General features: G+C 64.3%; 18 protein-coding genes. 13 read left to right on the plus strand and 5 right to left on the minus strand.

What is annotated here, in order from left to right; translation table 11 throughout:
- Nucleotides 1–118: 118 nt before the first annotated feature.
- Nucleotides 119–1,849: a methyl-accepting chemotaxis protein gene (locus AB7532_RS11060; RefSeq protein ID WP_441234821.1), complete on the minus strand. Its 1,731-nt coding sequence runs from the start codon at nt 1,847–1,849 to the stop codon at nt 119–121.
- Between the two features lie 291 nt (nt 1,850–2,140).
- Here AB7532_RS11060 and AB7532_RS11065 point away from each other — a divergent pair, with 291 nt between their 5' ends.
- The 4 genes from AB7532_RS11065 (at nt 2,141) to AB7532_RS11080 (ending at nt 8,618) form a co-directional block, all read left to right on the plus strand.
- Nucleotides 2,141–3,523 carry an ethanolamine ammonia-lyase subunit EutB gene (locus AB7532_RS11065; RefSeq protein ID WP_441234822.1) on the plus strand — a complete coding sequence of 461 codons (1,383 nt, stop codon included), beginning with the start codon at nt 2,141–2,143 and terminating at the stop codon, nt 3,521–3,523.
- A gap of 145 nt (nt 3,524–3,668) precedes the next feature.
- Nucleotides 3,669–5,255, plus strand: coding sequence for a B12-binding domain-containing radical SAM protein (locus tag AB7532_RS11070; RefSeq protein ID WP_441234823.1), 1,587 nt, complete (start codon nt 3,669–3,671; stop codon nt 5,253–5,255).
- 6 nt (nt 5,256–5,261) lie between these two features.
- Nucleotides 5,262–6,047 carry an ethanolamine ammonia-lyase subunit EutC gene (gene eutC / locus AB7532_RS11075; RefSeq protein WP_441234824.1) on the plus strand — a complete coding sequence of 262 codons (786 nt, stop codon included), beginning with the start codon at nt 5,262–5,264 and terminating at the stop codon, nt 6,045–6,047.
- 204 nt (nt 6,048–6,251) lie between these two features.
- Nucleotides 6,252–8,618: an efflux RND transporter permease subunit gene (locus AB7532_RS11080; RefSeq protein WP_441234825.1), complete on the plus strand. Its 2,367-nt coding sequence runs from the start codon at nt 6,252–6,254 to the stop codon at nt 8,616–8,618.
- 97 nt (nt 8,619–8,715) lie between these two features.
- On the opposite strand, the gene AB7532_RS11085 is transcribed toward AB7532_RS11080, so the two are convergent.
- Complete coding sequence (locus AB7532_RS11085) at nt 8,716–9,213, minus strand: hypothetical protein (protein WP_441234826.1); 498 nt, start codon at nt 9,211–9,213, stop codon at nt 8,716–8,718.
- A 460-nt stretch (nt 9,214–9,673) separates the two neighbouring features.
- Here AB7532_RS11085 and AB7532_RS11090 point away from each other — a divergent pair, with 460 nt between their 5' ends.
- The 8 genes from AB7532_RS11090 to AB7532_RS11125 all read left to right on the plus strand — a co-directional run bounded on the left by AB7532_RS11090 (nt 9,674) and on the right by AB7532_RS11125 (nt 16,713).
- Complete coding sequence (locus AB7532_RS11090) at nt 9,674–9,907, plus strand: hypothetical protein (RefSeq protein ID WP_441234827.1); 234 nt, start codon at nt 9,674–9,676, stop codon at nt 9,905–9,907.
- A 191-nt stretch (nt 9,908–10,098) separates the two neighbouring features.
- Nucleotides 10,099–10,983: a squalene synthase HpnC gene (gene hpnC / locus AB7532_RS11095; protein ID WP_441234828.1), complete on the plus strand. Its 885-nt coding sequence runs from the start codon at nt 10,099–10,101 to the stop codon at nt 10,981–10,983.
- The gene (hpnD, locus tag AB7532_RS11100) at nt 10,973–11,812 is read left to right on the plus strand and encodes a presqualene diphosphate synthase HpnD (RefSeq protein WP_441234829.1); all 840 of its coding nucleotides are present in this window, start codon (nt 10,973–10,975) and stop codon (nt 11,810–11,812) included. Before hpnC ends, hpnD begins: the two co-directional genes overlap by 11 nt.
- The gene (gene hpnE, locus AB7532_RS11105) at nt 11,812–13,068 is read left to right on the plus strand and encodes a hydroxysqualene dehydroxylase HpnE (protein WP_441234830.1); all 1,257 of its coding nucleotides are present in this window, start codon (nt 11,812–11,814) and stop codon (nt 13,066–13,068) included. The genes hpnD and hpnE overlap by 1 nt, the downstream gene beginning before the upstream one ends.
- 64 nt (nt 13,069–13,132) lie before the next feature.
- Nucleotides 13,133–15,100: a squalene--hopene cyclase gene (gene shc / locus AB7532_RS11110; RefSeq protein WP_441234831.1), complete on the plus strand. Its 1,968-nt coding sequence runs from the start codon at nt 13,133–13,135 to the stop codon at nt 15,098–15,100.
- Entirely contained in the window at nt 15,097–15,846 is a 750-nt protein-coding gene (locus AB7532_RS11115; protein ID WP_441234832.1) for a phosphorylase, read from the plus strand. Before shc ends, AB7532_RS11115 begins: the two co-directional genes overlap by 4 nt.
- 212 nt (nt 15,847–16,058) lie before the next feature.
- Nucleotides 16,059–16,334, plus strand: a complete 276-nt coding sequence (locus AB7532_RS11120; RefSeq protein WP_441234833.1) for an AbrB/MazE/SpoVT family DNA-binding domain-containing protein — start codon at nt 16,059–16,061, stop codon at nt 16,332–16,334.
- Entirely contained in the window at nt 16,321–16,713 is a 393-nt protein-coding gene (locus AB7532_RS11125; RefSeq protein ID WP_441234834.1) for a type II toxin-antitoxin system VapC family toxin, read from the plus strand. The genes AB7532_RS11120 and AB7532_RS11125 overlap by 14 nt, the downstream gene beginning before the upstream one ends.
- A 94-nt stretch (nt 16,714–16,807) precedes the next feature.
- On the opposite strand, the gene hpnH is transcribed toward AB7532_RS11125, so the two are convergent.
- A complete protein-coding gene (hpnH, locus tag AB7532_RS11130; RefSeq protein WP_441234835.1) occupies nt 16,808–17,968 on the minus strand; it encodes an adenosyl-hopene transferase HpnH in 1,161 nt (386 codons plus the stop codon).
- Between the two features lie 36 nt (nt 17,969–18,004).
- Complete coding sequence (gene ispH / locus AB7532_RS11135) at nt 18,005–18,751, minus strand: 4-hydroxy-3-methylbut-2-enyl diphosphate reductase (RefSeq protein ID WP_441234836.1); 747 nt, start codon at nt 18,749–18,751, stop codon at nt 18,005–18,007.
- Between the two features lie 462 nt (nt 18,752–19,213).
- On the opposite strand from ispH, the gene AB7532_RS11140 reads away from it, so the two are divergent.
- A complete protein-coding gene (locus tag AB7532_RS11140) occupies nt 19,214–21,802 on the plus strand; it encodes an MMPL family transporter (protein ID WP_441234837.1) in 2,589 nt (862 codons plus the stop codon).
- On the opposite strand, the gene AB7532_RS11145 is transcribed toward AB7532_RS11140, so the two are convergent.
- On the minus strand, nt 21,770–22,411 hold the full coding sequence (locus AB7532_RS11145) for a DUF2147 domain-containing protein (protein WP_441234838.1): 642 nt from the start codon (nt 22,409–22,411) through the stop codon (nt 21,770–21,772). The two genes, AB7532_RS11140 and AB7532_RS11145, sit on opposite strands and share 33 nt — an antisense overlap.
- Between the last annotated feature and the right edge of the window lie 110 nt (nt 22,412–22,521).

The following is a 22,521-nucleotide window of genomic DNA, read 5'->3' on the forward strand; positions in this document are numbered from 1 at the left end:
GCTTGGCCCGGTCAGTCAAGCCATTGATAGCGCTGGCCCCGGCTACTGTGCATGGGGTTGTTTTCGCATTTTTGTTTGGGCATGCCCACCGTCGGCTTTGCGGGCGATGGTCCCGCCGTCATCCCGCCTTGGCGATGCGGCTGTCGGAGCGCAGGTTCTGGAAGAACTTCTCCAATTCGCGCGACAGCGTGTCTGCCGTTGCGGTCAGGCTGCTCGCCGCCGTCAGCACCGAGGACGCCGCGGTATCGGTCTCGCCGATGGCATCGCGCAGCGAGGTGATGTTGGCGACCAGCGTCTCGTTGCCTTGCGCGGCGCTTTGCGCGTTCGACGAGATCTCGCGCGTGGCCTGGTCCTGCTGGCCGATGGCGCCGGCGATCGCCGAGGTGACCTCGTTGATCTCGCGCACCGCGCCGCCGATCTCGCGGACGGCATCGACCGCGTTGCGGGTGGACGCCTGGATCTGGCTGACGTTCTCGCCGATCTCGGCGGTCGCCTTTGCGGTCTGCCCCGCCAGCGCCTTCACCTCGTGCGCGACGACGGCAAAGCCGCGGCCGGCTTCGCCCGCGCGGGCGGCCTCGATGGTGGCGTTCAGCGCGAGCAGATTGGTCTGCTCGGCAATTGTCTGAATGAGGGTCAGCACGCCGTCGATGCGCTGCGTCGCGGCGGCGAGGCTCTCGATCTCGGAGATCGATTTCTCGGTGCGCTGGCCGGTCTGCTCGACGGCGCTGGCGCTCTGCCGCACCTGGCGGCCGATCTCTTCGACGGAGGCCGACAGCTCTTCGGCAGCACCGGCGACGGCTGTGACGTTGTGCGAGGCCTGCTCGGTGGCGTTGGCCGCCGTGCCGGCGCGGCTGTTCGCATCCGCGGTGACGCGGGTGATGGTCTGCGCGGTCTCGCGCATGACACTGGCGTTGTCGCTGAGGCCGCGCATGATCGCGCCGATCGCTTCGCGAAATTGATCGACGGATTGCTCGATATGGCGGGCGCGCTGTTCGCGCGCGGCGGAGTCCTGCGAGACCTGCGAGGCGAGGTTGCGGTTGCGGCCCATCGCGTCCTGGAAGATCTGGATGGCGCGGGCGAGCGCACCGATCTCGTCGGCGCGGTCGGAGTGCGGCACCACGACGTCTTCAGTGCCGTCGGCGACCTGCTTGATGGTCGCGGTGATGGCGGAGAGGGGCCGTGCGATCGAGCGGGCGATGATGACGATGCCGATCACGACCAGGACCAGCGCGATGCCGCCCAGACAAGTCAGCACCAGCGACAGGATGCGGTTGGTCTCGGTCTGCTGCGCGATCTGTTTGCCGCGCTCGGCGTAGACCTTGGACAGTGCCTCGAGGTCCTTGTTGAGCGCGGAGCGGACGGTGCGGTTGGCGTCGTTGTCGCCCCATTCGCGGCCGGCGGCGGCATTGATCTCGATGCCGCGACGCACCAGTTCCTTGCGGAAGTCGACGAACTGCTCGATGCGCTTCTTGAAGGTCGCGAACTGCTCGGCATCGTCGGCCTTGACGATGGTCTCCCAGCGCTTCACGACATCGAGGATCTGCGCGTTGAACTTGAGCAGGCCCTCGCCGTATTTCTTCACCACGGCGGGCTCGGTCGACATGTAGACGCCGCGCGATTCCATCACGACGGCATAGACCAGCGAGTTGACGCGCTCGACGTTGAGCGCGGCGGCGTTGGCCGTCTCGATCGCGCTGGTCAGGTCGGCGCTGCGGCGGCTGTTGGTGTCCGACAGCATCGCGATCGCCGCCGTGAGCAGGGCGAACAGCGCGAAGATCGCGTAGAGCTTGGTCGCAAGCGAGAAACGGCCTGCCAGGCTGGCGGCATTCCCAGATCGGTCAATTGTCATGGTTTTCAGGAGCCCGAATGGCCGGGAGCGGCCGGTGCGCGCAGTCGTCCAGAATTGATGCAAAACTATGCAGAATGAAGATGGACGCCGTCTTAACGCCGGGGTTCGGCTCCTTCGTCCGTGGTCGAAAGAAAGGTCAGCTATTTCAGCGCCTTGGTTCCATGGTATCGGTTTTCGGCGGACCGCCCGGGGACTCGCCCGGAATGCCCCAAAACATCGGCGTGCACGCCGGCCGCCAGGCGCGTATTCGATTTCGAGTCGGTCACTGGCCGACGAACCCCGGAGAGGCCCTTGGTCTACCGCCACACCATCGACGCCACGACCTACACATTCCCCGATTTGCGCGACCTGCTCGCCAAGGCGACGCCGCCGCGGTCCGGCGACCGGCTGGCCGGGATCGCCGCCGCCAGCGCCGAGCAGATGATCGCGGCGCGGATGGCGCTGGCCGACGTCCCGCTCACCCAGTTCCTGCAGGAAGCCGTCATCCCCTATGAGGCCGACGAGGTCACCCGTCTCATCATCGACAGCCACGATGCCAGTGCATTCGCGCAGGTCGGCTCCCTGACGGTCGGCGGCTTCCGTGACTGGCTGCTGTCGGACGCCGCGACATCGGAGGCTTTGCGCAAGCTCGCGCCCGGCATCACCCCGGAAATGGCGGCCGCGGTGTCGAAGCTGATGCGCAACCAGGACCTGATCCTGGCGGCGCGGAAATGCGAGGTCACCACCGCCTTCCGCAACACCATCGGCCTGAAGGGCCGGATGAGCACGCGGCTCCAGCCCAACCATCCCTTCGACGACGCCAGGGGCATCACCGCCTCGATCCTCGACGGCATCTTGCTCGGGGCCGGCGATGCCTGCATCGGCATCAATCCGGCCAGCGACGATCACGCCGTGATCGGACAATTGCTGCGGCTGCTCGACGAGATCATCGCGCGGCTGAAAATCCCGACGCAGGCCTGCGTGCTGACCCATGTCACGACGACGCTGTCGCTGATCGGGCAGGGCGTGCCGGTCGATCTCGTCTTCCAGTCGGTCGCCGGCACCGAGGCTGCCAACCGCAGCTTCGGCATCGACCTTGCGCTGTTGAAGGAAGGGCAGGAGGCCGGGCTGTCGCAGAAGCGCGGCACGGCCGGCCAGAACGTGATGTATTTCGAGACCGGGCAGGGCTCGGCGCTGTCGGCCAATGCCCATCACGGCGTCGACCAGCAGACCTGCGAGGCCCGCGCCTATGCGGTTGCCCGCGCCTATGCGCCGCTGTTGGTCAACAGCGTGGTCGGCTTCATTGGCCCGGAATATCTCTACGACGGCAAGGAGATCATCCGGGCCGGGCTGGAGGATCACTTTTGCGGCAAGCTGCTCGGCCTGCCGCTCGGCATCGACATCTGCTACACCAACCATGCCGAAGCGGACCAGGACGACATGGACAACCTGCTGACGCTGCTGGCGGCTGCCGGCGTTACCTTCATCATGGGGGTGCCGGGCGCCGACGACGTCATGCTGAACTATCAGTCGACGTCTTTTCACGACGCGCTCTATGTCCGCGACGTCTTCGGTCTGCGCCGCGCGCCGGAATTCGACGATTGGCTGGTGCAGGCAGGGATCGCGGGCACCGATTTCCGGCTTGCCGGCGATGCAGGCCTGCTCCCCGATTTTGCCTCCCGGCTGATTGCGTAAGGGCGCAAGGTCCCCTTGAGGAAACTATCGGTCACTCTCGGAATTATGCTCATGCCACAATATTGAGAAATTCCGGCGACAGCATTACGCTATGTGTCTGGCTGGCAATTTCCGCAGCTAAGTCGAGCGTGGCGGGGGACCTTTGATGCGAGCTGAAAGTAACGGTACGGCCCGGCGGATTCTCTGCGTGTTTCCGCGGTACACTTCCTCGTTCGGGACGTTCGAGCACTCCTACCCATTGACCGACGGCGTTCGCGCCTTCATGCCGCCACAAGGGCTCTTGCTGCTCGCGGCCTATCTGCCCGAGGACTGGGAGGTCAAATTCGTCGACGAGAACCTTCGCCGCGCGACCAGGGAAGAGTTCGCCTGGGCGGAAGCCGTGTTCGTCAGCGGCATGCACATCCAGCGCCAGCAGATGAACGACATCTGCCGCCGAGCCCATGAGCTCGATCTGCCGGTCGCGCTCGGCGGTCCCTCCGTCAGCGCCTGCCCTGATTACTATCCCTCGTTCGACTATCTCCATGTCGGCGAGCTCGGAGACGCCACCAATCAGCTGTTCGAGATTCTGTCGCGCGACGTTTCGCGCCCGGAGCGGCAGGTGGTTCTGACCACCAAGGACCGTGTGCCGATGACGGAGTTTCCGATCCCGGCCTACGAGCTCGCCGACGTGAAGAAATACTTCCTCGGCAGCATCCAGTATTCCAGCGGCTGCCCCTATCAGTGCGAGTTCTGCGACATCCCCGGCCTCTACGGTCGCAATCCGCGCATCAAGTCGCCGGAGCAGATCATCGCCGAGCTCGATCGCCTGCGCGAATGCGGCATGACCGACACGGTCTATTTCGTCGACGACAATTTCATCGGCAACCGCAAGGCGGCGATGGATCTGCTGCCGCATCTGATCGAATGGCAGAAGAAGACCGGCTACGTGGTGCGGCTCGCCTGCGAGGCGACGCTCAACATCGCCAAGCGGCCCGAGATCCTCGAGAAGATGCGCGAGGCCTATTTCATCACCATCTTCTGCGGCATCGAGACGCCCGATCCCGATGCGCTGAAGGCGATGCACAAGGACCACAACATGATGGTCCCGATCCTGGAGGGTGTGCAGACCATCAACTCCTACGGCATGGAGGTGGTATCAGGCATCATCATGGGGCTAGACACCGACAAGCCGAACACGTCGGAAGCACTGCTCTCTTTCGTCGAGGACTCCCGGATTCCGCTGCTCACGATCAATTTGCTCCAGGCGCTGCCGAAGACGCCGCTGTGGGACCGTCTGGAGCGGGAAGGGCGTCTGATCGACGACGAGGGGCGCGATTCCAACGTCGACTTCCTGCTGCCCTACGACGACGTCGTCGCTTCCTGGAAGCATGCCATGGGTGTCGCCTACGAACCCGAGAAGGTCTATGCGCGTTTCCAGTATCAGTGCGACAACGTCTATGTGCACCGTCTGAAGATGCCGACGCCGGACGAGATGAAGACCTGGCCCAATATCAGGCGCGGTCTTGTCATGCTGCGCAATATCTTCTGGAAGGTCGGCGTGCTCGGCGACTACAAGCGCGTGTTCTGGAAGTTCGCGCTCGGACGCATCAAGCGCGGCGATCTCGAAGGGCTGATCGGCTGCACCCTGATCGCGCACCATCTCATCACCTTTGCGCGCGCGGCCTCCAGCGGCAGGCAGAATGCCTCGAATTATTCGATTCGGCTGCGCGAGGCCTCCGTTCCCGCCGAATGACGCAACATGTCTGATCCGGCCGTCCCGCGCCGCCCGACCCTCGATCTCAGGTCGCTTACGCCTGCGCGCGTCGCGCTCGGGCGCAGCGGCGCGAGCGTGCCGACGAGGGCACTGCTCGATTTCACGCTCGATCATGCCCGTGCGCGGGATGCCGTGCATGCGGCGTTCGATGCGCCGCGTCTCGCCTCCGATCTCCGCACGCTTGGCCTTGCCGTAACGGAGGCGAAGAGCCAGGCGGTCGATCGCCGCGACTATCTGCGGCGTCCGGATCTGGGACGACAGCTCGATCCCAAGTCGACTGAGGCCCTGGCACGAAGTGCCTCGGCCCCATGTCAGCTCGCCATCGTGATCGGCGACGGCCTGTCGGCGGCGGCAGTCCATGCCCATGCGGTGGCGCTGGTGTCTCATCTGTTGCCGCTGCTCGCAGAAGGGAGCGATGTCGTGATCGGCCACACCGTCGTCGCCTCAGGCGCGCGCGTCGCGCTCGGCGACGAGATCGGTGCGATTCTCGGTGTGCGCATGGTCGTGACGCTGATCGGCGAGCGGCCCGGCCTCTCGGCGCCCGACAGTCTCGGCGCCTATCTGACCTTCGCGCCGAAGCCCGGCCGCACCGATGCCGAGCGCAATTGTGTCTCGAACATCCACAAGGCCGGGTTGAGCTATGACGAGGCGGCCTTCAAGATCGCCTGGCTGGTCCGCGAGGGGCTGGCGCGGGAGGCCACCGGTGTGGCGCTCAAGGACGAGAGCGCGGGCCGCGCGGCGCGTCGAATCGGCACGGCGCCGCCCGAATGATGGGCATTCCGGCAAATCGCCGCATCTTGATCGCTTCGGCCACCCTTCGCCTGCTTGCGAAAAGGCCTTTTGACCTGCTAAACCCCTCGCGGCGATTTTCCGCGCATTTTCAAAGGGCAAGCCTCCCATTGGTATGGCATTTTCGAGCCGTTCACGGGACGCCATAAGCTCACGGCTTGAGCCGATTTAGGAACTGGACAAGGCATGCTCGAAAAGCACCGCGAGAATGAGGTTCATGTCGACAAGGTCGAGCAGGGGCCTACGTCCTCGATCGCCTTCGGGCTTGAGCGCATCGGCCTGATCGCCGTCCGGGCGCCGATCGTCTCCTGCATTGTCCTGTTCTTCCTGATCGTCGGTGCCGTGTTCGGCATCCACCGGATCAAGATCGACGATTCGCTGTCGCAGCTGTTCCGCTCCGACACCCGCGAATTCAAGCAGTATGAAGAGGTGACCAAGAAGTTTCCGGCGGAGGAATTCGACGTCCTCGTCGTGGTCGAGGGCAAGACCCTTCTGGCGCGGAATAACCTCGAGAAGCTGCGCGATTTCGTCACCGACATGCAGCTGGTCGAAGGCACGCGCGGCCTCGTCTCGCTGTTCTCGGCGCGCCAGGCGCCGGCGCCGGGCAAGCTGCCGGCGGCGCTGTTCCCGGCCGAACTGCCCGAGGGCGACGCGTACAACAAGTTCATCGAAACCGTCAAAAACAACGAGATCATCCGCGGCAAACTCCTGTCGGAAGACGGCACGCTCGCGCTGATCGTGTTGTCGCTCGATCCTGAAGTGGTTGGCTCCAACAAGCTGACCAAGACGGTCGCCGACATCCGCGCGCTGATGAAGGAAGACCTCGGCGATACCGGGCTCAACGTGCAGCTTTCCGGCGTGCCGGTGATGCAGCTCGAGATCCGCAACGCGGTCGAGCGCGACGGCTTGACCTACAACATTCTCGGCATTCTCGCCGGCTGCATCATCGCCATCATCTTCTTCCGCAAGATCTCGTTCATGGTGGCCGCCGCATTCCCGCCGATGATCGCGATCCTGCTGGCGCTCGGCGCGCTCGGCTGGGCCAATTTCAACCTCAACATGTTCCTGAACGTGATGACGCCGCTCATCATGGTGATCAGCTTCTCGGACTCGATGCAGCTGACCTTCGCGGCGCGCGACCGGCTGATCGCAGGCCAGGACAAGTTCACTGCGTTCAAGAACGCCGTGCTGGTGGTGGGGCCGGCCTGCGTGCTGACGCACGGCACGGCCGGCATTTCCTTCATCGCGCTCCAGTTCTCCGACTCCGACCTGATCCGCAAGTTCGGGGAGGCGGGTCTCGCCGCCACCATCATCGCGCTGGTCGCGGTGCTGTCGCTGGTGCCGGTGTTCGGCGTGCTGCTGGTGCGCAACGAGAAGCTGTTCGCGGTCAAGTTCCAGAGCGCGGATGCCGGCGTCCAGGCGCTGCGCAATTTCTGCTACTGGATCGCGGTGCGCATGGTGGGCCGTCCCGGCCTGTTCAGCCTGATCGCCTTGTTGTTCGTCGGCGGCCTCGGCGTCATCTACGCCAATCTGGAGCCGCGCTACCGGCTTGCGGACCAGGTCCCGGACAAGCGCCAGGCCGTTGCCGCGAGCGACCGGCTCGATGCCAAGCTCACCGGCGCCAACCCGGTCAACGTGCTGATCCAGTTCCCCAAGGGTGAAACGCTCTATTCGCCGGAGACGCTCCAGACGATCGCGGACGTGCATGCGACCGTGGAGAAGGCGGCCGGTGTCGGCAATGTCTGGTCGGTCGAGACCCTGCGCCGCTGGCTCGCGGAAAAGGCCGGCAGCGCCGACGTCGCGACGCTGAAGGAATATGTCAGCGTCATTCCCGAGCATCTGGTGCGACGCTTCATCGACGCCCAGCAGGACGCCGTGCTGGTCGCTGGCCGCGTGCCCGACAAGGATTCCAGCCAGCTCCTGCCGATCGTCGACAAGCTCGACGCCGAGCTCGACGCCGTCCGCAAGAAGCATCCGGGCTACGAGGTTGCGGTGACGGGCCTCGCCGCCATCGCCGCGCGCAACTCGGCCAGCATGATCGAGAAGCTGAACCACGGGCTCACCATCGAGTTCGCGCTGGTCGCGATCTTCATCGGTCTCGCCTTCCGCTCCTGGGTGGTGATGTTCGCCTGCATCCTGCCGGGCATCTTCCCGGTGGTGATGTCGGGAACGGTGTTGTGGGCGATGGGTGAGGGGCTGCAATTTGCAAGCGTCGTCGCGCTCACGGTTTCGTTCGGCCTCGGCTTGAGCGCGACCATCCACTTCCTCAACCGCCTCAGGCTCGAGAGCAAGCCGGGTGTCGGCTCGGCGCTCGCGGTGGAACGGGCAACCGTGCTGGTTGGCCCTGCGCTGATCCTGACCACCGTGGTGCTGGCCTGCGGCCTCGTCGTCACCGTGTTCTCCGACCTGCCGTCGCTGCGGCTGTTCGGCTGGCTCGGTGCCTTCTCGATGATCATGGCCCTCGTCGCCGACCTCTTCATCCTGCGGCCGACGGCGATGTGGCTGATCAATTTGCACGGCAAATTGCAGGGCCCGGACAAGCCCGCGATCTGAGAGTTTGCGACCTCGCAGGGTCGGCAACGGAAAACCCCCGGTTCGCAAGAACCGGGGGGTTTTGTTTTGACGAGCGTATATGAAGGACGACGGAGCTTCAGCCCTTCGTCAGCGTGATGTTGACGCCGCGGATCTCGCCCTTGGAAGAGATCTGCACCGTCTGCTTGGTGCCGTTGGTGCGCAGCGACAGATTGGCGGCGAAGCCGTTGGCCTCGACGAACACCTCGATCTGGCCGCCGCCGGCGGTGCCTTGCAGATTGCCGAAGATGTTGCGGTTGGTCTCGCTCCAGTTGCCGGAGATGCGCTCGCCCTGGCTGGTCACGTCGCTGGTGAGGTCGAACTTGTAGCTGTCGGACGCGCAGTGCAGCGCCTGCTTGAGATTGAGACCGGTGCCGGCGACCTTGTAGTCGGCCTTGCAGCGGATGCGCTCGGTCGAGCCGTCGGACAGCGACACCGTGCCGGTGCCGGTCCACGCGCCGTCGAAACCTGCGAACGGTCCGGACGACTGAGCGTGGCTTGCCGAGACTGAGAAGAGCAGCGCCGCCCCGATGCCGGCCGCCTTGATTGCCTGTCCAGATCGCCCAAAGAATTGCATTTTGAATATCCCGTTTTCGAACGACGTCTGCTTCCAATGAAGAACGTCTCGCCACATCGAAAGTTTAGTGTTCCGAGCCAGTGTCAGGTTCAAAGCCCGGCTGCCAGGGGTGGCCGGTCACGACGATCTCGCGCGATGTTCGTTCCCGCGATTCCCCCTGTTTCGGTGTGTTTCTGACAGGAAAAGCAGGACTGAGAGATGCAGCTCTGCAACAGGTGCGCATCAAAACGCCGCGTGCTCGAATTATGACGTAGTATCAATCCCTTACATTTGCCAATGAAGAGCGAGGGAAGACCTGATTTGGTGGGTGTGGCGCCAATTTGGCCGCATTTGCCAGTGCTTGTGCCTTCTCCAAGGCCGCGCCTTCCGCGGCGACTTGCCATCAGAACAAGCCGTTCCCGTGGTCCGCCCTGTGCAGTCCGGAACCGGTGCGATTCTGCCGTCAGAACGAAGGAATACAATGCGTAAGCTTCTCGTCGCTCTCACCCTGTTGTCGACATCCCTTTCGACGGCGGCATTCGCCCAGGCAGGGCGCGGCACGGACTCCGAGCAGAAGGCCTGCACACGCGATGTGCAGAAGTTCTGCCGTCCGGTCATCGACCAGGGCGATTTCACGATCCTCGCCTGCCTCAAGGAGAACCGGGCCAAGATCTCGCAGGCCTGCGACCAGGTCCTGAAGAACCACAACCAGTAAGCTCGGCCACTGGCCTACAAGGGCGGCCCCGAGGCCGCCTTTTCAGGCCGGATCCGGAAGGGCAGCCATCGAGAGACAGGATTGGTTTTGCGGCCGTATTCCCCTATATGGGGGCCGCGGCGGCATCGCCGGCATGAGCCCGTGCGAGCGAAAAAGCCCTTCCTGTCCAAACGATTGTAGACCAGCCCTCGATGACCTCTGCGAGCGAATTGCGATCCGGCAAAGGTGACCGCGACGAGAATTTTCCCGTCGCGTCCTGGATCATTCATCCGCGCCATCGCGCGCTGATCCTGGCGTATTACAATTTCGTCCGCACGGCCGACGACATCGCCGATCACGCAACCCTGCCGCCCGACGAGAAGCTACGCTTGCTCGACCTGTTCGAGGCGGAGCTGCTCGGCAACGGCGACACCCAGGCCGAAGCCGTCACGCTGCGCCGTGCGCTGGCCGAGCGCGGCATGGCGCCGCGCCATGCGCTCGACGTGCTGATTGCGTTCCGCATGGACGTGACCAAGCTGCGTTACGAGAACTGGGACGAGGTCATCCATTATTGCCGCTACTCGGCGATGCCGGTCGGCCGCTTCATGCTCGACGTTCATGGCGAGAGCACCTCGACCTGGGCTGCATCGGATGCGCTCTGCGCAGCGCTTCAGATCAACAACCATCTCCAGGATTGCGGCAAGGATTTCCGTGAGCTCAACCGCGTCTATCTGCCGCGCGATGCGCTGGCGGCGAGCGGCGCTTCCGTCGAGCAGCTTGGGCTGGCGCAATCGCCGCTGGCGATGCTCGCCTGTCTCCAGGGGCTTGCCGTGCGCAACGAAGCGCTGCTCGACGAGGGCAGGTCGCTGAGCGCCGAGATCCGGGATGTCCGCCTCGGCGTCGACGTTGCAGTGATCCAGGCCTATGCCGACCGCATCGTGCGCCTGTTGAAGGTGCGCGATCCCTTGCGCGAGCGGGTGCACCTGAACAAGTTCGAGCTTCTCACTTTCAGCCTCGCCGGCATGATCGGCGAAGTCGGCCGCCGCGCGTTCGGACGCAAGGCCATTTCCAGACCGGGGACTGCACATGACGCTTGAGGCGACCTCGCCCAGCGCCAATTACGGCTCGACCGCATCGAACAGCTCCTTCTACGCTGCGATGCGGATCCTGCCGCACGACCAGCGCGAAGCCATGTTCCAGATCTACAGCTTCTGCCGTCAGGTCGACGATATCGCCGATTCCGACGGGCCGCGCGACGAGCGGCTTGCCGCGCTTCAGGAGTGGCGCAGCGACATCGACGCGCTCTACCAGGGCAATCCGCCGCCGCGGCTTGCCGACTACGTCGGCTCCGTGAAGACCTTCGGCCTGAAGCGGGAGGATTTCCTCGCGATCGTCGACGGCATGGAGATGGACGTGCCGCAGGACATCCGCGCGCCCGACATGGCGACGCTGGATCTCTATTGCGATCGCGTCGCCAGCGCCGTGGGACGATTGTCGGTGCGGGTGTTCGGCCTGCCTGAGGAAGACGGCATCGAGCTCGCCTACCATCTCGGCCGCGCGCTGCAGCTCACCAACATCCTGCGCGACATCGACGAGGATGCTGGCCTCGGCCGGCTTTATCTGCCGCGCGAGGCGCTGCTGCATGCCGGCATCACTTCCAACGATCCGAACCGTGTGATCACCGAGCGCGCACTGCCCAAGGTCTGCCTGCCGCTGACGCAGCGTGCGAAGGCGCATTTCGAGAAGTCGGACGAGATCATGAACCGCAACCGGCGCCGCGCTGTGCGCGCGCCGCGGATCATGTCGAAATATTACCATTCCATTCTGGACCTCCTGATCGCGCGCGGCTTCAACGCGCCGCGCGAGCCCGTGCGTGTGCCGAAGGTCACGCGTATCCTGATCCTGCTCCGTTACGCTTTCATCTGATGCAAAACACAGCTCACATTATCGGCGCCGGAATTTCCGGCCTTTCTGCCGCCGTGCGGCTCGCCAATGCCGGCTTCAAGATCGCCGTGCACGAGGCGACGCACCAGGCCGGCGGCCGCTGCCGTTCCTATTTCGACGGCGCCACCAATCTCACCATCGACAACGGCAATCATCTGCTGCTGTCGGGCAACAGCCATGCGCGCGCCTATGCGCGCTCGATCGGCACCGAGGCCGGCCTCGTCGGTCCCGAAAGCGCGCAGTTTCCGTTCGTCGACATCAAGACCGGGCAGCGCTGGCAGATCGATCTCGGCGCCGGCCGGATGCCGACCTGGGTGCTCGACGAGAGCCGCCGTGTTCCCGACACCGGGCTGACCGATTATCTCAAGCTGGCGCCGCTGATCTGGGCGTCGGAAGCGACGCTGGTCGGCAAGTCCATTCCCTGCGAAGGCGTGCTCTACCAGCGCCTGGTGCAGCCGCTGTTGCTTGCCGCGCTCAACGTCGATCCGCCCGAGGGCTCGGCCGGGCTTGCCGGTGCGATCGTGCGCGAGACGCTGCTCGCCGGCGGACAGGCCTGCCGCCCGCTGATCGCGCGCGACGGCCTCAGCGCCGTGCTGATCGAACCCGCGGTGAAATTCCTTCAGGAGCGCGGCCACACCGTGCAGCTCGGCCACGAGCTGCGCTCGTTTGTGACTGATGCCGGCAAGGCCAGCGCGCTGAATTTCGGCGGCGAGGATTTGATCCAGCTCGGCGACGGCGATGTCGTCGTGATGGCGGTGCCGCCGCGCTCGGCATCGAGCCTGCTGCCGGGCCTGAAGACTCCGACCGAGTTCCGCGCCATCGTGAATGCGCATTTCCGTATCGAGCCGCCGCCGGGTTCGGCGCCGATCCTCGGCGTGATCGGCGGCGTCGTGGAATGGCTGTTCGCGTTCCCGAACCGGCTCTCCGTGACCATCAGCAACGGCGATCGTCTGGTCGACATGCCGCGCGAGGAACTCGCGCAGGCGATCTGGAACGACGTCTGCAAGGCAGGCGGGGTTTTCGGCGAATTGCCGCCGTGGCAGATCGTGCGCGAGCGCCGTGCCACATTTGCGGCCACACCTGCCCAGAATGCCCTGCGTCCGGGGCCGGTCACTGCGCTGAAAAACCTGTTCCTCGCCGGCGACTGGACTGCTACGGGATTGCCTGCAACCATCGAGGGATCGGTTCGATCGGGTGATCGTGCCGCCGATCTGGTTCTGGCCGCCAAGACATCTTGAAAAGCGGCCCTGACGGGGAAACGCCCCGTCCAATTTCAATCGACTATCGGAGCAATCGAGCGACATGGATTCCGTGAACGCGACCAGCCGCGAAGCTTTGGAATCGAAGGTACTTGAATCGAGCATTGCGTCCGCGACGCAAGGCGTCATCGGCTTGCAGCAAGCCGATGGCCATTGGGTGTTCGAGCTCGAGGCCGACTGCACGATCCCGGCCGAATACGTGCTGCTGCGCCATTATCTCGCCGAGCCGGTCGACACCGTGCTCGAGGCCAAGATCGCCAACTATCTCCGCCGCATTCAGGGCGCCCATGGCGGCTGGCCGCTGGTGCATGACGGCGAGTTCGACATGAGCGCCAGCGTGAAGGCCTATTTCGCGCTGAAGATGATCGGCGATTCCGTGGACGCCCCGCACATGGTGCGTGCGCGCGAGGCGATCCATGCCCGCGGCGGCGCCGTCAACAGCAACGTTTTCACGCGCTTCCTGCTGGCGATGTACGGCGTGGTGACCTGGCGCGCGGTGCCGGTGCTGCCGATCGAGATCGTGCTGCTGCCGTTCTGGTCGCCATTTCATCTCAACAAGATTTCATACTGGGCGCGCACCACCATGGTGCCGCTGATGGTGCTCGCCGCGCTGAAGCCGCTGGCGAAGAATCCGAAGGGCGTCGGCATCGACGAGCTGTTCCTGCAGGATCCGCGCTCGCTCGGCATGACCGCGAAGGCGCCGCACCAGAGCATGGCCTGGTTCGTGCTGTTCCGCGCGCTCGACGGCATCCTGCGCGTGGTCGAGCCGATGTTCCCGAAGAGCCTGCGCAAGCGCGCAATCGATGCCGCGCTTGCCTTCACCGAGGAGCGGCTCAACGGCGAGGACGGCATGGGCGCGATCTATCCGCCGATGGCCAACATCGTCATGATGTACGACGCGCTCGGCAAGGGCGAGAGCTTCCCGCCGCGCGCGATCACGCGCCGGGGCATCGACAAGCTGCTCGTGATTCACGAGGACGAGGCTTATTGCCAGCCCTGCGTCTCGCCGGTGTGGGACACGACGCTGACCGCGCATGCGCTGCTGGAAGCCGGCGGCGACAAGGCGGTGCCGGCGGCCAAGCAGGGCCTGGACTGGCTGATCCCGAAACAGGAGCTCGAGGTGAAGGGCGACTGGGCGGTGAAGCGACCCGACGTGCGTCCGGGCGGCTGGGCCTTCCAGTACAACAACGCGCATTACCCCGATCTCGACGACACCGCCGTAGTGGTGATGTCGATGGACCGCATGCGCCGTGAGCACGGTGCGACCGGCTATGATGCCGCGATCGATCGCGGCCGGGAGTGGATCGAGGGCATGCAGAGCGACGATGGCGGCTGGGCCGCCTTCGACGTCAACAACCTCGAATATTACCTCAACAACATCCCGTTCTCGGACCATGGCGCGCTGCTCGATCCGCCGACCGAGGATGTCACCGCACGCTGCATCTCGATGCTGGCCCAGCTCGGCGAGACCGCGAAGACCAGCAAGCACGTCGCCGACGGCATTGCCTACCTCCGCAAGACCCAGCACCCTGAAGGATCCTGGTACGGCCGCTGGGGCATGAATTTCATCTATGGAACCTGGTCGGTGCTGTGTTCCCTGAACATGGCGGGCGTCAGCCACCGCGACCCCATGATGCGCAAGGCGGCGGACTGGCTGGCCTCGATCCAGAACAAGGACGGCGGCTGGGGCGAGGACGCCGTCAGCTACCGGCTGGACTACAAGGGCTGGGAAGCCGCCCCCTCGACCGCCTCGCAAACGGCATGGGCCTTGCTTGCCCTGATGGCTGCTGGCGAGGTTGATCACCCGGCCGTCGCCCGCGGGGTGGAGTACCTGATTGCAACACAGAACAAAAAAGGACTGTGGGATGAGCAGCGCTACACCGCCACAGGCTTTCCTCGTGTATTCTATCTCCGATATCATGGTTACCCGAAGTTCTTTCCGCTGTGGGCACTGGCCCGGTATCGGAACTTGCGGAACACCAACAGCAGGGTGGTAGGGGTCGGGATGTGACTTTGGGGACGGGGGACTATTTGACCGCGGGTACCGCCATCGACCCGCGGCCGATCTTGATCGTGACCGGACTGGTCCAGGAGGCCCGCATCGCGGCTGGGCCCGGAATGGCGGTCATTTGCTCGTCGAGCAGCCCCACCCAGTTGCGGGCGCTCCTGACGGTGGTCGATCCCGATACGATTCGCGGCGTCATCTCGTTCGGTGTGGCCGGCGGGCTCGACCCGACGCTGCGCTCCGGCGACGTCGTGCTGGCGACCGAAGTGCTCTCCGGCGACACCCGCTGGGCCGCCGGCCTGTCGCTGGGCGACGACCTGATCGACCGCCTGACCTCGGGCCGCCGCCGCGTGGTGCGCGGTAGCCTCGCCGGTGCCGAGGAAGTGGTCACGGGCCGCTCCTGCAAGGCGGCGCTGCATTCGGAGACCGGCGCTTCCGCCGTCGACATGGAAAGCCACATCGCAGCCGCCTACGCCGCCGAAGCCGGCTTGCCGTTCGCCGCGGTCCGCGTCATCAGCGATCCCGCCCATCGTGCACTGCCGGCGCTTGCGCGTGCCGCCATCAAGCCGAACGGCCAGATCGACGTCGCCGCCGTGCTGCGCGGCATCGTGCGCAATCCGACCACGCTCCATGCGCTGGTCTCGACCGGCATCGACTTCAACCGCGCGCTGCGCAGCTTGCGCGGCTGCCGGGATTATCTGATCGGGACGGAGCTGATCGAGAGCGAGACGCTGGTGTCGAAGGCGGCGTGAGCGGCTTCGTCGATCCGAGAAAAGAAAAGGCCCGGGTGCTGTTGGCGTCCGGGCCTTTTTTGTTGTGACCCGCATGGAGCAACTCGTCCGCCGCATTTCGTAGAGCGAAGGCGGACGCGCAGCCAAGGGCCGGGTCGATGTTGCCACCCAATGGCTTGAACGTGGGCCCATCCAAGTCTATCTTACATTTGTCTTACATTGGAAGGTCAGCCATGGCCGGCGCGGAAAAGCTCACCACCATCGTTTCCACCAAGGGACAAGTCATCCTGCCCAGCGCCATTCGCCAGCGGCGGGAATGGGGAGCCGGAACGCGGCTCACGGTCGAGGACACCCCAGAGGGGGTGTTGTTGAAGCCGGCGCCGGCCTTTGCCGAAACCCGGCCGGAGGATGTGTTCGGCGTCCTGGCCTACAAGGGCAAGCCGAAGACGGTGGAAGAGATGGACGCAAGCGTGCTTGCCGAAGCCAGGCGGCGACATGCTCGCGATTGATACCAACCTGATCGTTCGGTACCTCACCGGGGACCACGTCAAGCAGTCCGCACGTGCCCGCGCGCTGATTGACGGTGAGAAGGTCTTTGCCGCCGTCACGGTACTGCTCGAAGTGGAATGGGTGCTGCGAAGCGCCTACGCGTACCCGGCTGCGGACGTCGTGCGCGCGCTTCGCGGCTTCGCCGGACTTCCGACGGTCACGGTCGAGGATGGCGCGATGGTTGCGGCGGCACTCGACCTTGCCGCGACGGGAATGGATTTCGCGGATGCTCTGCATCTGACGAGATCCGGACATTGCGAGGCTTTTGTCACCTTCGATCGCAAGCTCGTCAGGGCGGCGAAAGCGGCAGGCCATGAGGGAGTGCGCGAAGCCCGGTAAGCGCGATGCTCTCTCGTCCTCGACGCTGAGTTGAAAAAGAAAAAGGCCCGGTCGCGATGGCGACCGGGCCTTTTCGTTCGTATCGATGCGCCGCTTACGCGGCGGTCGAAGCCTTCCGCGCCGCCTTCTCCTGCGCAGCCGCGGCCTCGTCCTTGCGGATCTCCGACAGGCGCTTCTGCACTTCCGCCGAGAAGATGTACTGCGCCGGGCGCTGCTTGGTCATGTCGATCTCGGGCGCCATCGGGCCCGTGGTCCTGATGCCGCGCAGCGACACCCACATCGCCTTCAGCGGGTTGTTGATCGCTGCGGTCGCGGCCGTCGGCTCGTAGCCGCAATGGGCCATACAGTCGGCGCACTTCTCGTACTTGCCGGTGCCGTAGGTCTCCCAGTCGGTGGTGTCCATCAGCTCCTTGAAGGTCTTGGCGTAGCCTTCACCGAGCAGATAGCAGGGCTTCTGCCAGCCGAAGATGTTGCGCGCGGGCATGCCCCACGGCGTGCACTCGTATTCCTGGTTGCCGGCAAGGAAGTCCAGGAACAGGCCGGAATGCATGAAATTCCACTTCTTGCCCTTGCCCATCGCAAAGACATCGCGGAACAGCTTCTTGGTCTTGGTGCGGTTGAGGAAGTGCTCCTGGTCCGGCGCGCGCTCATAGGCGTAGCCCGGCGACATCGAGACGCCGACGCCAAGCTCGACGGTGAGGTCGAGGAACTTTGCGATCTCCTCGGCCGGGTGGCCGTCGAAGATGGTCGCGTTGACGTTGACGGTGAAGCCGCGCGCTTTGGCCGCCTTGATCGCGGAGACGGCGCGGTCGAACACGCCCTTCTGCGACACGGCCTTGTCGTGATGGTCCTTCAGGCCGTCGAGATGCACCGAGAAGAACAGGTAGGGCGAGGGCGTGAACAGGTCGAGCTTCTTCTCGAGCAGCAGCGCGTTGGTGCAGAGCGAGACGAACTTCTTGCGCTCGACGAGGCCGCGCACGATCTCGCCGATCTCCTTGTGGATCAGCGGCTCGCCGCCGGGAATCGCCACCATCGGCGCGCCGCACTCGTCGGCCGCGTCCCAGCACTCCTGTGCGGTCATGCGGCGGTTGAGGATCGCATCCGGATAATCAATCTTGCCGCAGCCGACGCAGGCGAGGTTGCAGCGAAACAGCGGCTCCAGCATCAGAACCAGCGGATAGCGTTTGCGGCCAAGCAGCTTCTGCTTGATCAAATAGCCGCCGATACGCATTTCCTTGAAGAAGGGGATAGCCATTACAAAGTTTCTTTCTGGGCTTGGAATTCGGGTGGGTCAGCTCGCAGCCAATTGGGCCGGAAGCCTGAATTCGATGTTTTCCTCGCGGCCCGGCAGCACCGGGACCTTGACCGGTCCGATCCGCCGCATCGCTTCGATCACGTCATCCACGAGTACCTCAGGCGCCGAAGCGCCGGCCGTGACGCCGACGGTCTTGGCATCTTTCAACCACGCCGGATTGAGCTTGCTGCCGTCGGCAATCAAATAACTCGCGACGCCGGCCTCAGTGCCGATTTCGCGGAGCCGGTTCGAATTCGAGCTATTGGCAGCGCCCACCACCAAGATCACGTCGACCAGCTTGCTCAAGTCCCTTACCGCAGATTGGCGGTTCTGTGTCGCATAGCAGATATCCCGGATATCCGGACCTTGAATATCTGTAAAGCGTGCCTGTAGGGCCGAAATGATATCCTTTGTGTCGTCCACCGAAAGGGTGGTCTGGGTGATGTAGGCCACTGGCGTATCTGCCGGCAGGGGCAGGGCATTAGCCTCTTCAACGCTTTGGACCAGCAGCACGGGGGCGGGAACCTGGCCCATCGCGCCATTGACCTCGGGGTGACCGGCATGGCCGATCAGGATCAGGGTACGGCCCTTGGTGATGGTTCGCTTCCCCTGATTGTGAACCTTTGTGATCTGATGGCGCACGTCAGCGGACGGGCCGTACGTCTCCAGCGCCCGTTCCACGATCTCGATTGCACGCACCACGCCCGCGCCAAAGCCGCGCGGCTGCGCTGGATAAACTTCCATAGGACGCCCATCACGCAAGTTGCACCAATCCGCTTCTGAAGTCCCCGGCGGCACCTCAATACTGCCCCATGAGCTGCAATAACCGCACCATTGGCTGCGCTCACGCGGTAACCGCCCACCCCAACTGGGATCCGGTGCATGGAGGTACAGCACTTTGTGTCAAAAAATCGGCAAAAAGGAAAGGTCCGGCGAAGCCCAGTTCCCGAGCGATGAACTTAGAGGTATCACGATACATCGATTGCTGTGAACAAAATGGCGACATTTCTGCTCACCTCTTCGTCACTTTCCCGCCTCATCTCCCCGGCTATACCGACCGCCTCGCAATGATTTTTTCAGGGCCGCCCGCCGTTTACCTCGAACCTTGTTCCGGCGAGTGCCACTCAAAACAGCAATAGGTTTCGCCCGGGAACTCCGTTAAACAGCGGGCGTTTTCGGCAGGCTGCTCACACAGAAAGAAAAGAAGTGCTGCAAAGCGTCGTCGTTGCCATCGTCAGGGCCTGCACCCGGTTTGCCACCCTCGTCGTCGTTCTCGGGCTCCTGTTGTCGGTGGGGGCGGGCTATTACACGTCTCAGCACTTCGCCATCAACACCGACATCAATTCGCTGATTGCCCAGAACCTGGACTGGCGCCAGCGCGACCAGCAGTTCGATCGCGCCTTCGATCGTGACGCGACGATCACGGCGGTGGTCGAGGCGAAGACGCCGGAGATGGCGACCGCGGCTTCCGACGCGCTGTTTGCGAAGCTCAAGGACGACAAGACGAACTTCATGTCGATGCAGCAGCTCGGCACCGGCGAGTTCTTCGAGAAGAACGGCCTGCTGTTCCTGCCGACCGAGGAAGTCGCCAAGATCACCAGCCAGTTCGAATCCGCAGCGCCCCTGATCGAGATCCTGGCGGGCGATCCGTCGATCCGCGGCCTCACCGGCGCGCTGGAGACGGGACTTGCCGGCGTCAAGCGGGGCCAGGTGAAGCTGGACAACACCGCGCGGCCGTTCAACCAGATCGCGCAGACCGTCGAGACCGTGCTCAACAAGGGCAATGCGAGCTTCTCCTGGCGCGAGCTCGTCAGCGACGAGCCGCTGACGGATTCCGACAAGCGCGCCTTCATCGAGTTCAAGCCGATCCTCGACTACAACGCGCTGGAGCCCGGCAAGGGCGCCACCGACGCGATCCGCAAGGCCGCGGTCGATCTGGATTTCGCGACCAAGTACCAGGCGCGGGTGCGGTTGACCGGCCCGGTGCCGATCGCCAACGAGGAATACGCCACCGTGCAGGAAGGCGCCGTCGTCAACGGCGTCGGCACTGTGCTGGTCGTGCTGCTGATCCTGTGGCTGGCGCTGCACTCGTCGAAGATCATTTTCGCCGTCTTCATCAATCTCTTCGTCGGCCTTGCGCTGACGACAGCCGCCGGCCTGATGATGGTCGGCTCGTTCAATCTGCTGTCGATCGCATTCGCCGTGCTGTTCGTCGGCCTCGGCGTCGATTTCGGCATCCAGTACAGCGTCCGCTACCGCTCGGAGCGCTACAAGCACAACGATCTCTCCGGCGCGCTGGTGCTTGCCGCCAAGCGCTCCGCGGTGCCGCTGTCGCTGGCGGCCATGGCGACCGCCGCCGGCTTCCTCTGTTTCCTGCCGACCGATTACAAGGGCATCTCCGAGCTCGGCCAGATCGCCGGCGTCGGCATGCTGGTGGCGTTCCTCTCCAGCATCACCATACTGCCCGCGATGCTGAAGCTGTTGAACCCGCCCGGTGAGCAGGAGCCCGTCGGCTATGCCTTCCTGGCGCCGCTCGATCACTTCCTGGAGAAGCACCGCGTGCTGGTCGTGGGCGGCACGTTGCTGCTGGCTGTCGCCGGCCTGCCGCTGCTCTACTTCCTGAAGTTCGACTTCAACCCGATGAATCTGCGCAACCCCAAGGCCGAGTCGATCGCGACCTTCCTCGATTTGCGCAAGGATCCCAACACCGGCGCCAATGCCATCAACGTGATGGTGACCTCGGAGGAGCAGGCAAAACAGGTCGAGGCCAAATTCGAAAAGGTCCCGGAAGTGCTGCGGGTGATGTCGCTCAACAGCTTCGTGCCGGAAGACCAGCCGCCGAAGCTGAAGCTGCTCGCGCAGGGCGCCAAGGTGCTGAACCCCGCGCTCAACCCCGATCAGATCGACCCGGCGCCGACGGACAAGGAGAACGTCGATTCGCTGAAATCCTCGGTCGACAATCTGCGCCGGACCGCGGGCGATGCGAAGGGCACCGGCGCCGACGCCTCGCGCCGTCTGGCGACCGCGCTCGAGAAGCTCGCCAATGGCGACGAGGCCACGCGGAACAAGGCGCAGGACGTGTTCGTCACGCCGCTGAAGATCGCGTTCGAGCAGCTCAGGAGCGCGATGCAGGCTGAGCCGGTCACCCTGAAGTCACTGCCGCCAGACCTCGTCAACGCCTGGAAGAGCAAGGATGGCATCATCCGCGTCGAGGCGCTGCCGAAGGGCGATCCCAACGACAACGACACGCTGCGCAAATTTGCGGCGGCGGTGCTTCTTGCCGAGCCGATGGCGATCGGCGGGCCGGTCTCGATCCTGAAATCCGGCGACACCGTGGTGAAGGCCTTCATCCACGCCGGCATCTATGCGCTGCTGGTGATCGGCCTGCTGCTGTGGATCACGCTGCGGCGGTTCGTCGACGTGCTGATGACGCTGGTGCCATTGCTGGTGGCCGGTGCGGTGACGCTCGAGATCTGCGTGTTGATCGGCCTGCCGCTCAACTTCGCCAACATCGTCGCCTTCCCGCTGCTGCTCGGCGTCGGCGTCGCCTTCAAGATTTATTACGTCGTGGCATGGCGCTCGGGCAGGACAAACCTGCTCCAGACCAGCCTGACGCGTGCGATCTTTTTCAGCGCGCTGACGACGGCGACCGCGTTCGGCAGCCTGTGGCTGTCGAGCCATCCCGGAACGTCCAGCATGGGCAAGCTGCTCGCACTCTCGCTGGTAACGACGCTTGCCGCAGTGCTGTTGTTCCAGCCCGCCCTAATGGGCAAACCCCGCAATCTCAGGGAGTAGGCAGATGTCGCCGACGGGGTCGGCGGCACTCTTCTGACCAGGCTTGGCTGCGCCGGCGACTTTCGGGGCCGCGGGTGCAGGCGCGGTAGCGCCCGTGGTGGCTTGAGGAGGCGCAGCCTGAGCCTTCGGCGCCGCGCCAGCGGATTTCGGCGCGCCCTTGGCCATGGCATTGGCGGTGCTCAAGGGAATCGGTGGGCCAACGCGGGTCCAGGTCTCGCCACCGCAGAGGAAACCCATCACGCAGCCCTTGATTTCAAGCTGGTCGGTGCCCGCCGGCGTGATCGTCGCGCTGTAGAGCTGGCCATCCTTGGCGTTATAGACTTGGCCTTCCCACTGATCGACGCCGGGCTTTTTCTTCATGTCGATCAGGGTCGCCATGCCCAGCGTCGGCCTGGTCTTTTTCGAGGCGTCCGGATTGTATTCATCGCGGCCGCCGGGCTGTTTTTCCCAGGAAACCGCGCCCCACATGCTGCCATTGCACTGGGCGACACGGATATTGGCGACGCCGTCGGCGACCCGCCAGTCGCCGGTGGGATCGGCGGCGAGTGCGGGTGTCAGGCCGGCGTAACCGCCAGCCAGTATTAGTCCGGTGTAAAGGGCTAAACGCATGAGTGTTCCTTGGCGGTGCAACATGGTCTAAAGCTGTGCTTGCGAAGATGGTCCGAAAAAGGGCAAAAGGCCGCACAGACCGTTTTCAGCAACGGTCCGTTTTCAGTTGA

The organism is Bradyrhizobium sp. 930_D9_N1_4 (assembly GCF_052076015.1).
Lineage (GTDB): Bacteria > Pseudomonadota > Alphaproteobacteria > Rhizobiales > Xanthobacteraceae > Bradyrhizobium.

Coding starts and splice junctions, on each gene's coding strand:
- hpnC (WP_441234828.1), top strand. CDS start 10,099: ATGACCTCTGCGAGCGAATTGCGATCCGGCAAAGGTGACCGCGACGAG.
- AB7532_RS11070 (WP_441234823.1), top strand. CDS start 3,669: ATGCGAGCTGAAAGTAACGGTACGGCCCGGCGGATTCTCTGCGTGTTT.
- AB7532_RS11125 (WP_441234834.1), top strand. CDS start 16,321: ATGCTCGCGATTGATACCAACCTGATCGTTCGGTACCTCACCGGGGAC.
- hpnE (WP_441234830.1), top strand. CDS start 11,812: ATGCAAAACACAGCTCACATTATCGGCGCCGGAATTTCCGGCCTTTCT.
- hpnH (WP_441234835.1), bottom strand. CDS start 17,968: ATGGCTATCCCCTTCTTCAAGGAAATGCGTATCGGCGGCTATTTGATC.
- hpnD (WP_441234829.1), top strand. CDS start 10,973: ATGACGCTTGAGGCGACCTCGCCCAGCGCCAATTACGGCTCGACCGCA.
- AB7532_RS11060 (WP_441234821.1), bottom strand. CDS start 1,849: ATGACAATTGACCGATCTGGGAATGCCGCCAGCCTGGCAGGCCGTTTC.
- ispH (WP_441234836.1), bottom strand. CDS start 18,751: ATGGAAGTTTATCCAGCGCAGCCGCGCGGCTTTGGCGCGGGCGTGGTG.
- AB7532_RS11085 (WP_441234826.1), bottom strand. CDS start 9,213: ATGCAATTCTTTGGGCGATCTGGACAGGCAATCAAGGCGGCCGGCATC.
- eutC (WP_441234824.1), top strand. CDS start 5,262: ATGTCTGATCCGGCCGTCCCGCGCCGCCCGACCCTCGATCTCAGGTCG.
- AB7532_RS11090 (WP_441234827.1), top strand. CDS start 9,674: ATGCGTAAGCTTCTCGTCGCTCTCACCCTGTTGTCGACATCCCTTTCG.
- AB7532_RS11120 (WP_441234833.1), top strand. CDS start 16,059: ATGGCCGGCGCGGAAAAGCTCACCACCATCGTTTCCACCAAGGGACAA.
- AB7532_RS11080 (WP_441234825.1), top strand. CDS start 6,252: ATGCTCGAAAAGCACCGCGAGAATGAGGTTCATGTCGACAAGGTCGAG.
- shc (WP_441234831.1), top strand. CDS start 13,133: ATGGATTCCGTGAACGCGACCAGCCGCGAAGCTTTGGAATCGAAGGTA.
- AB7532_RS11145 (WP_441234838.1), bottom strand. CDS start 22,411: ATGCGTTTAGCCCTTTACACCGGACTAATACTGGCTGGCGGTTACGCC.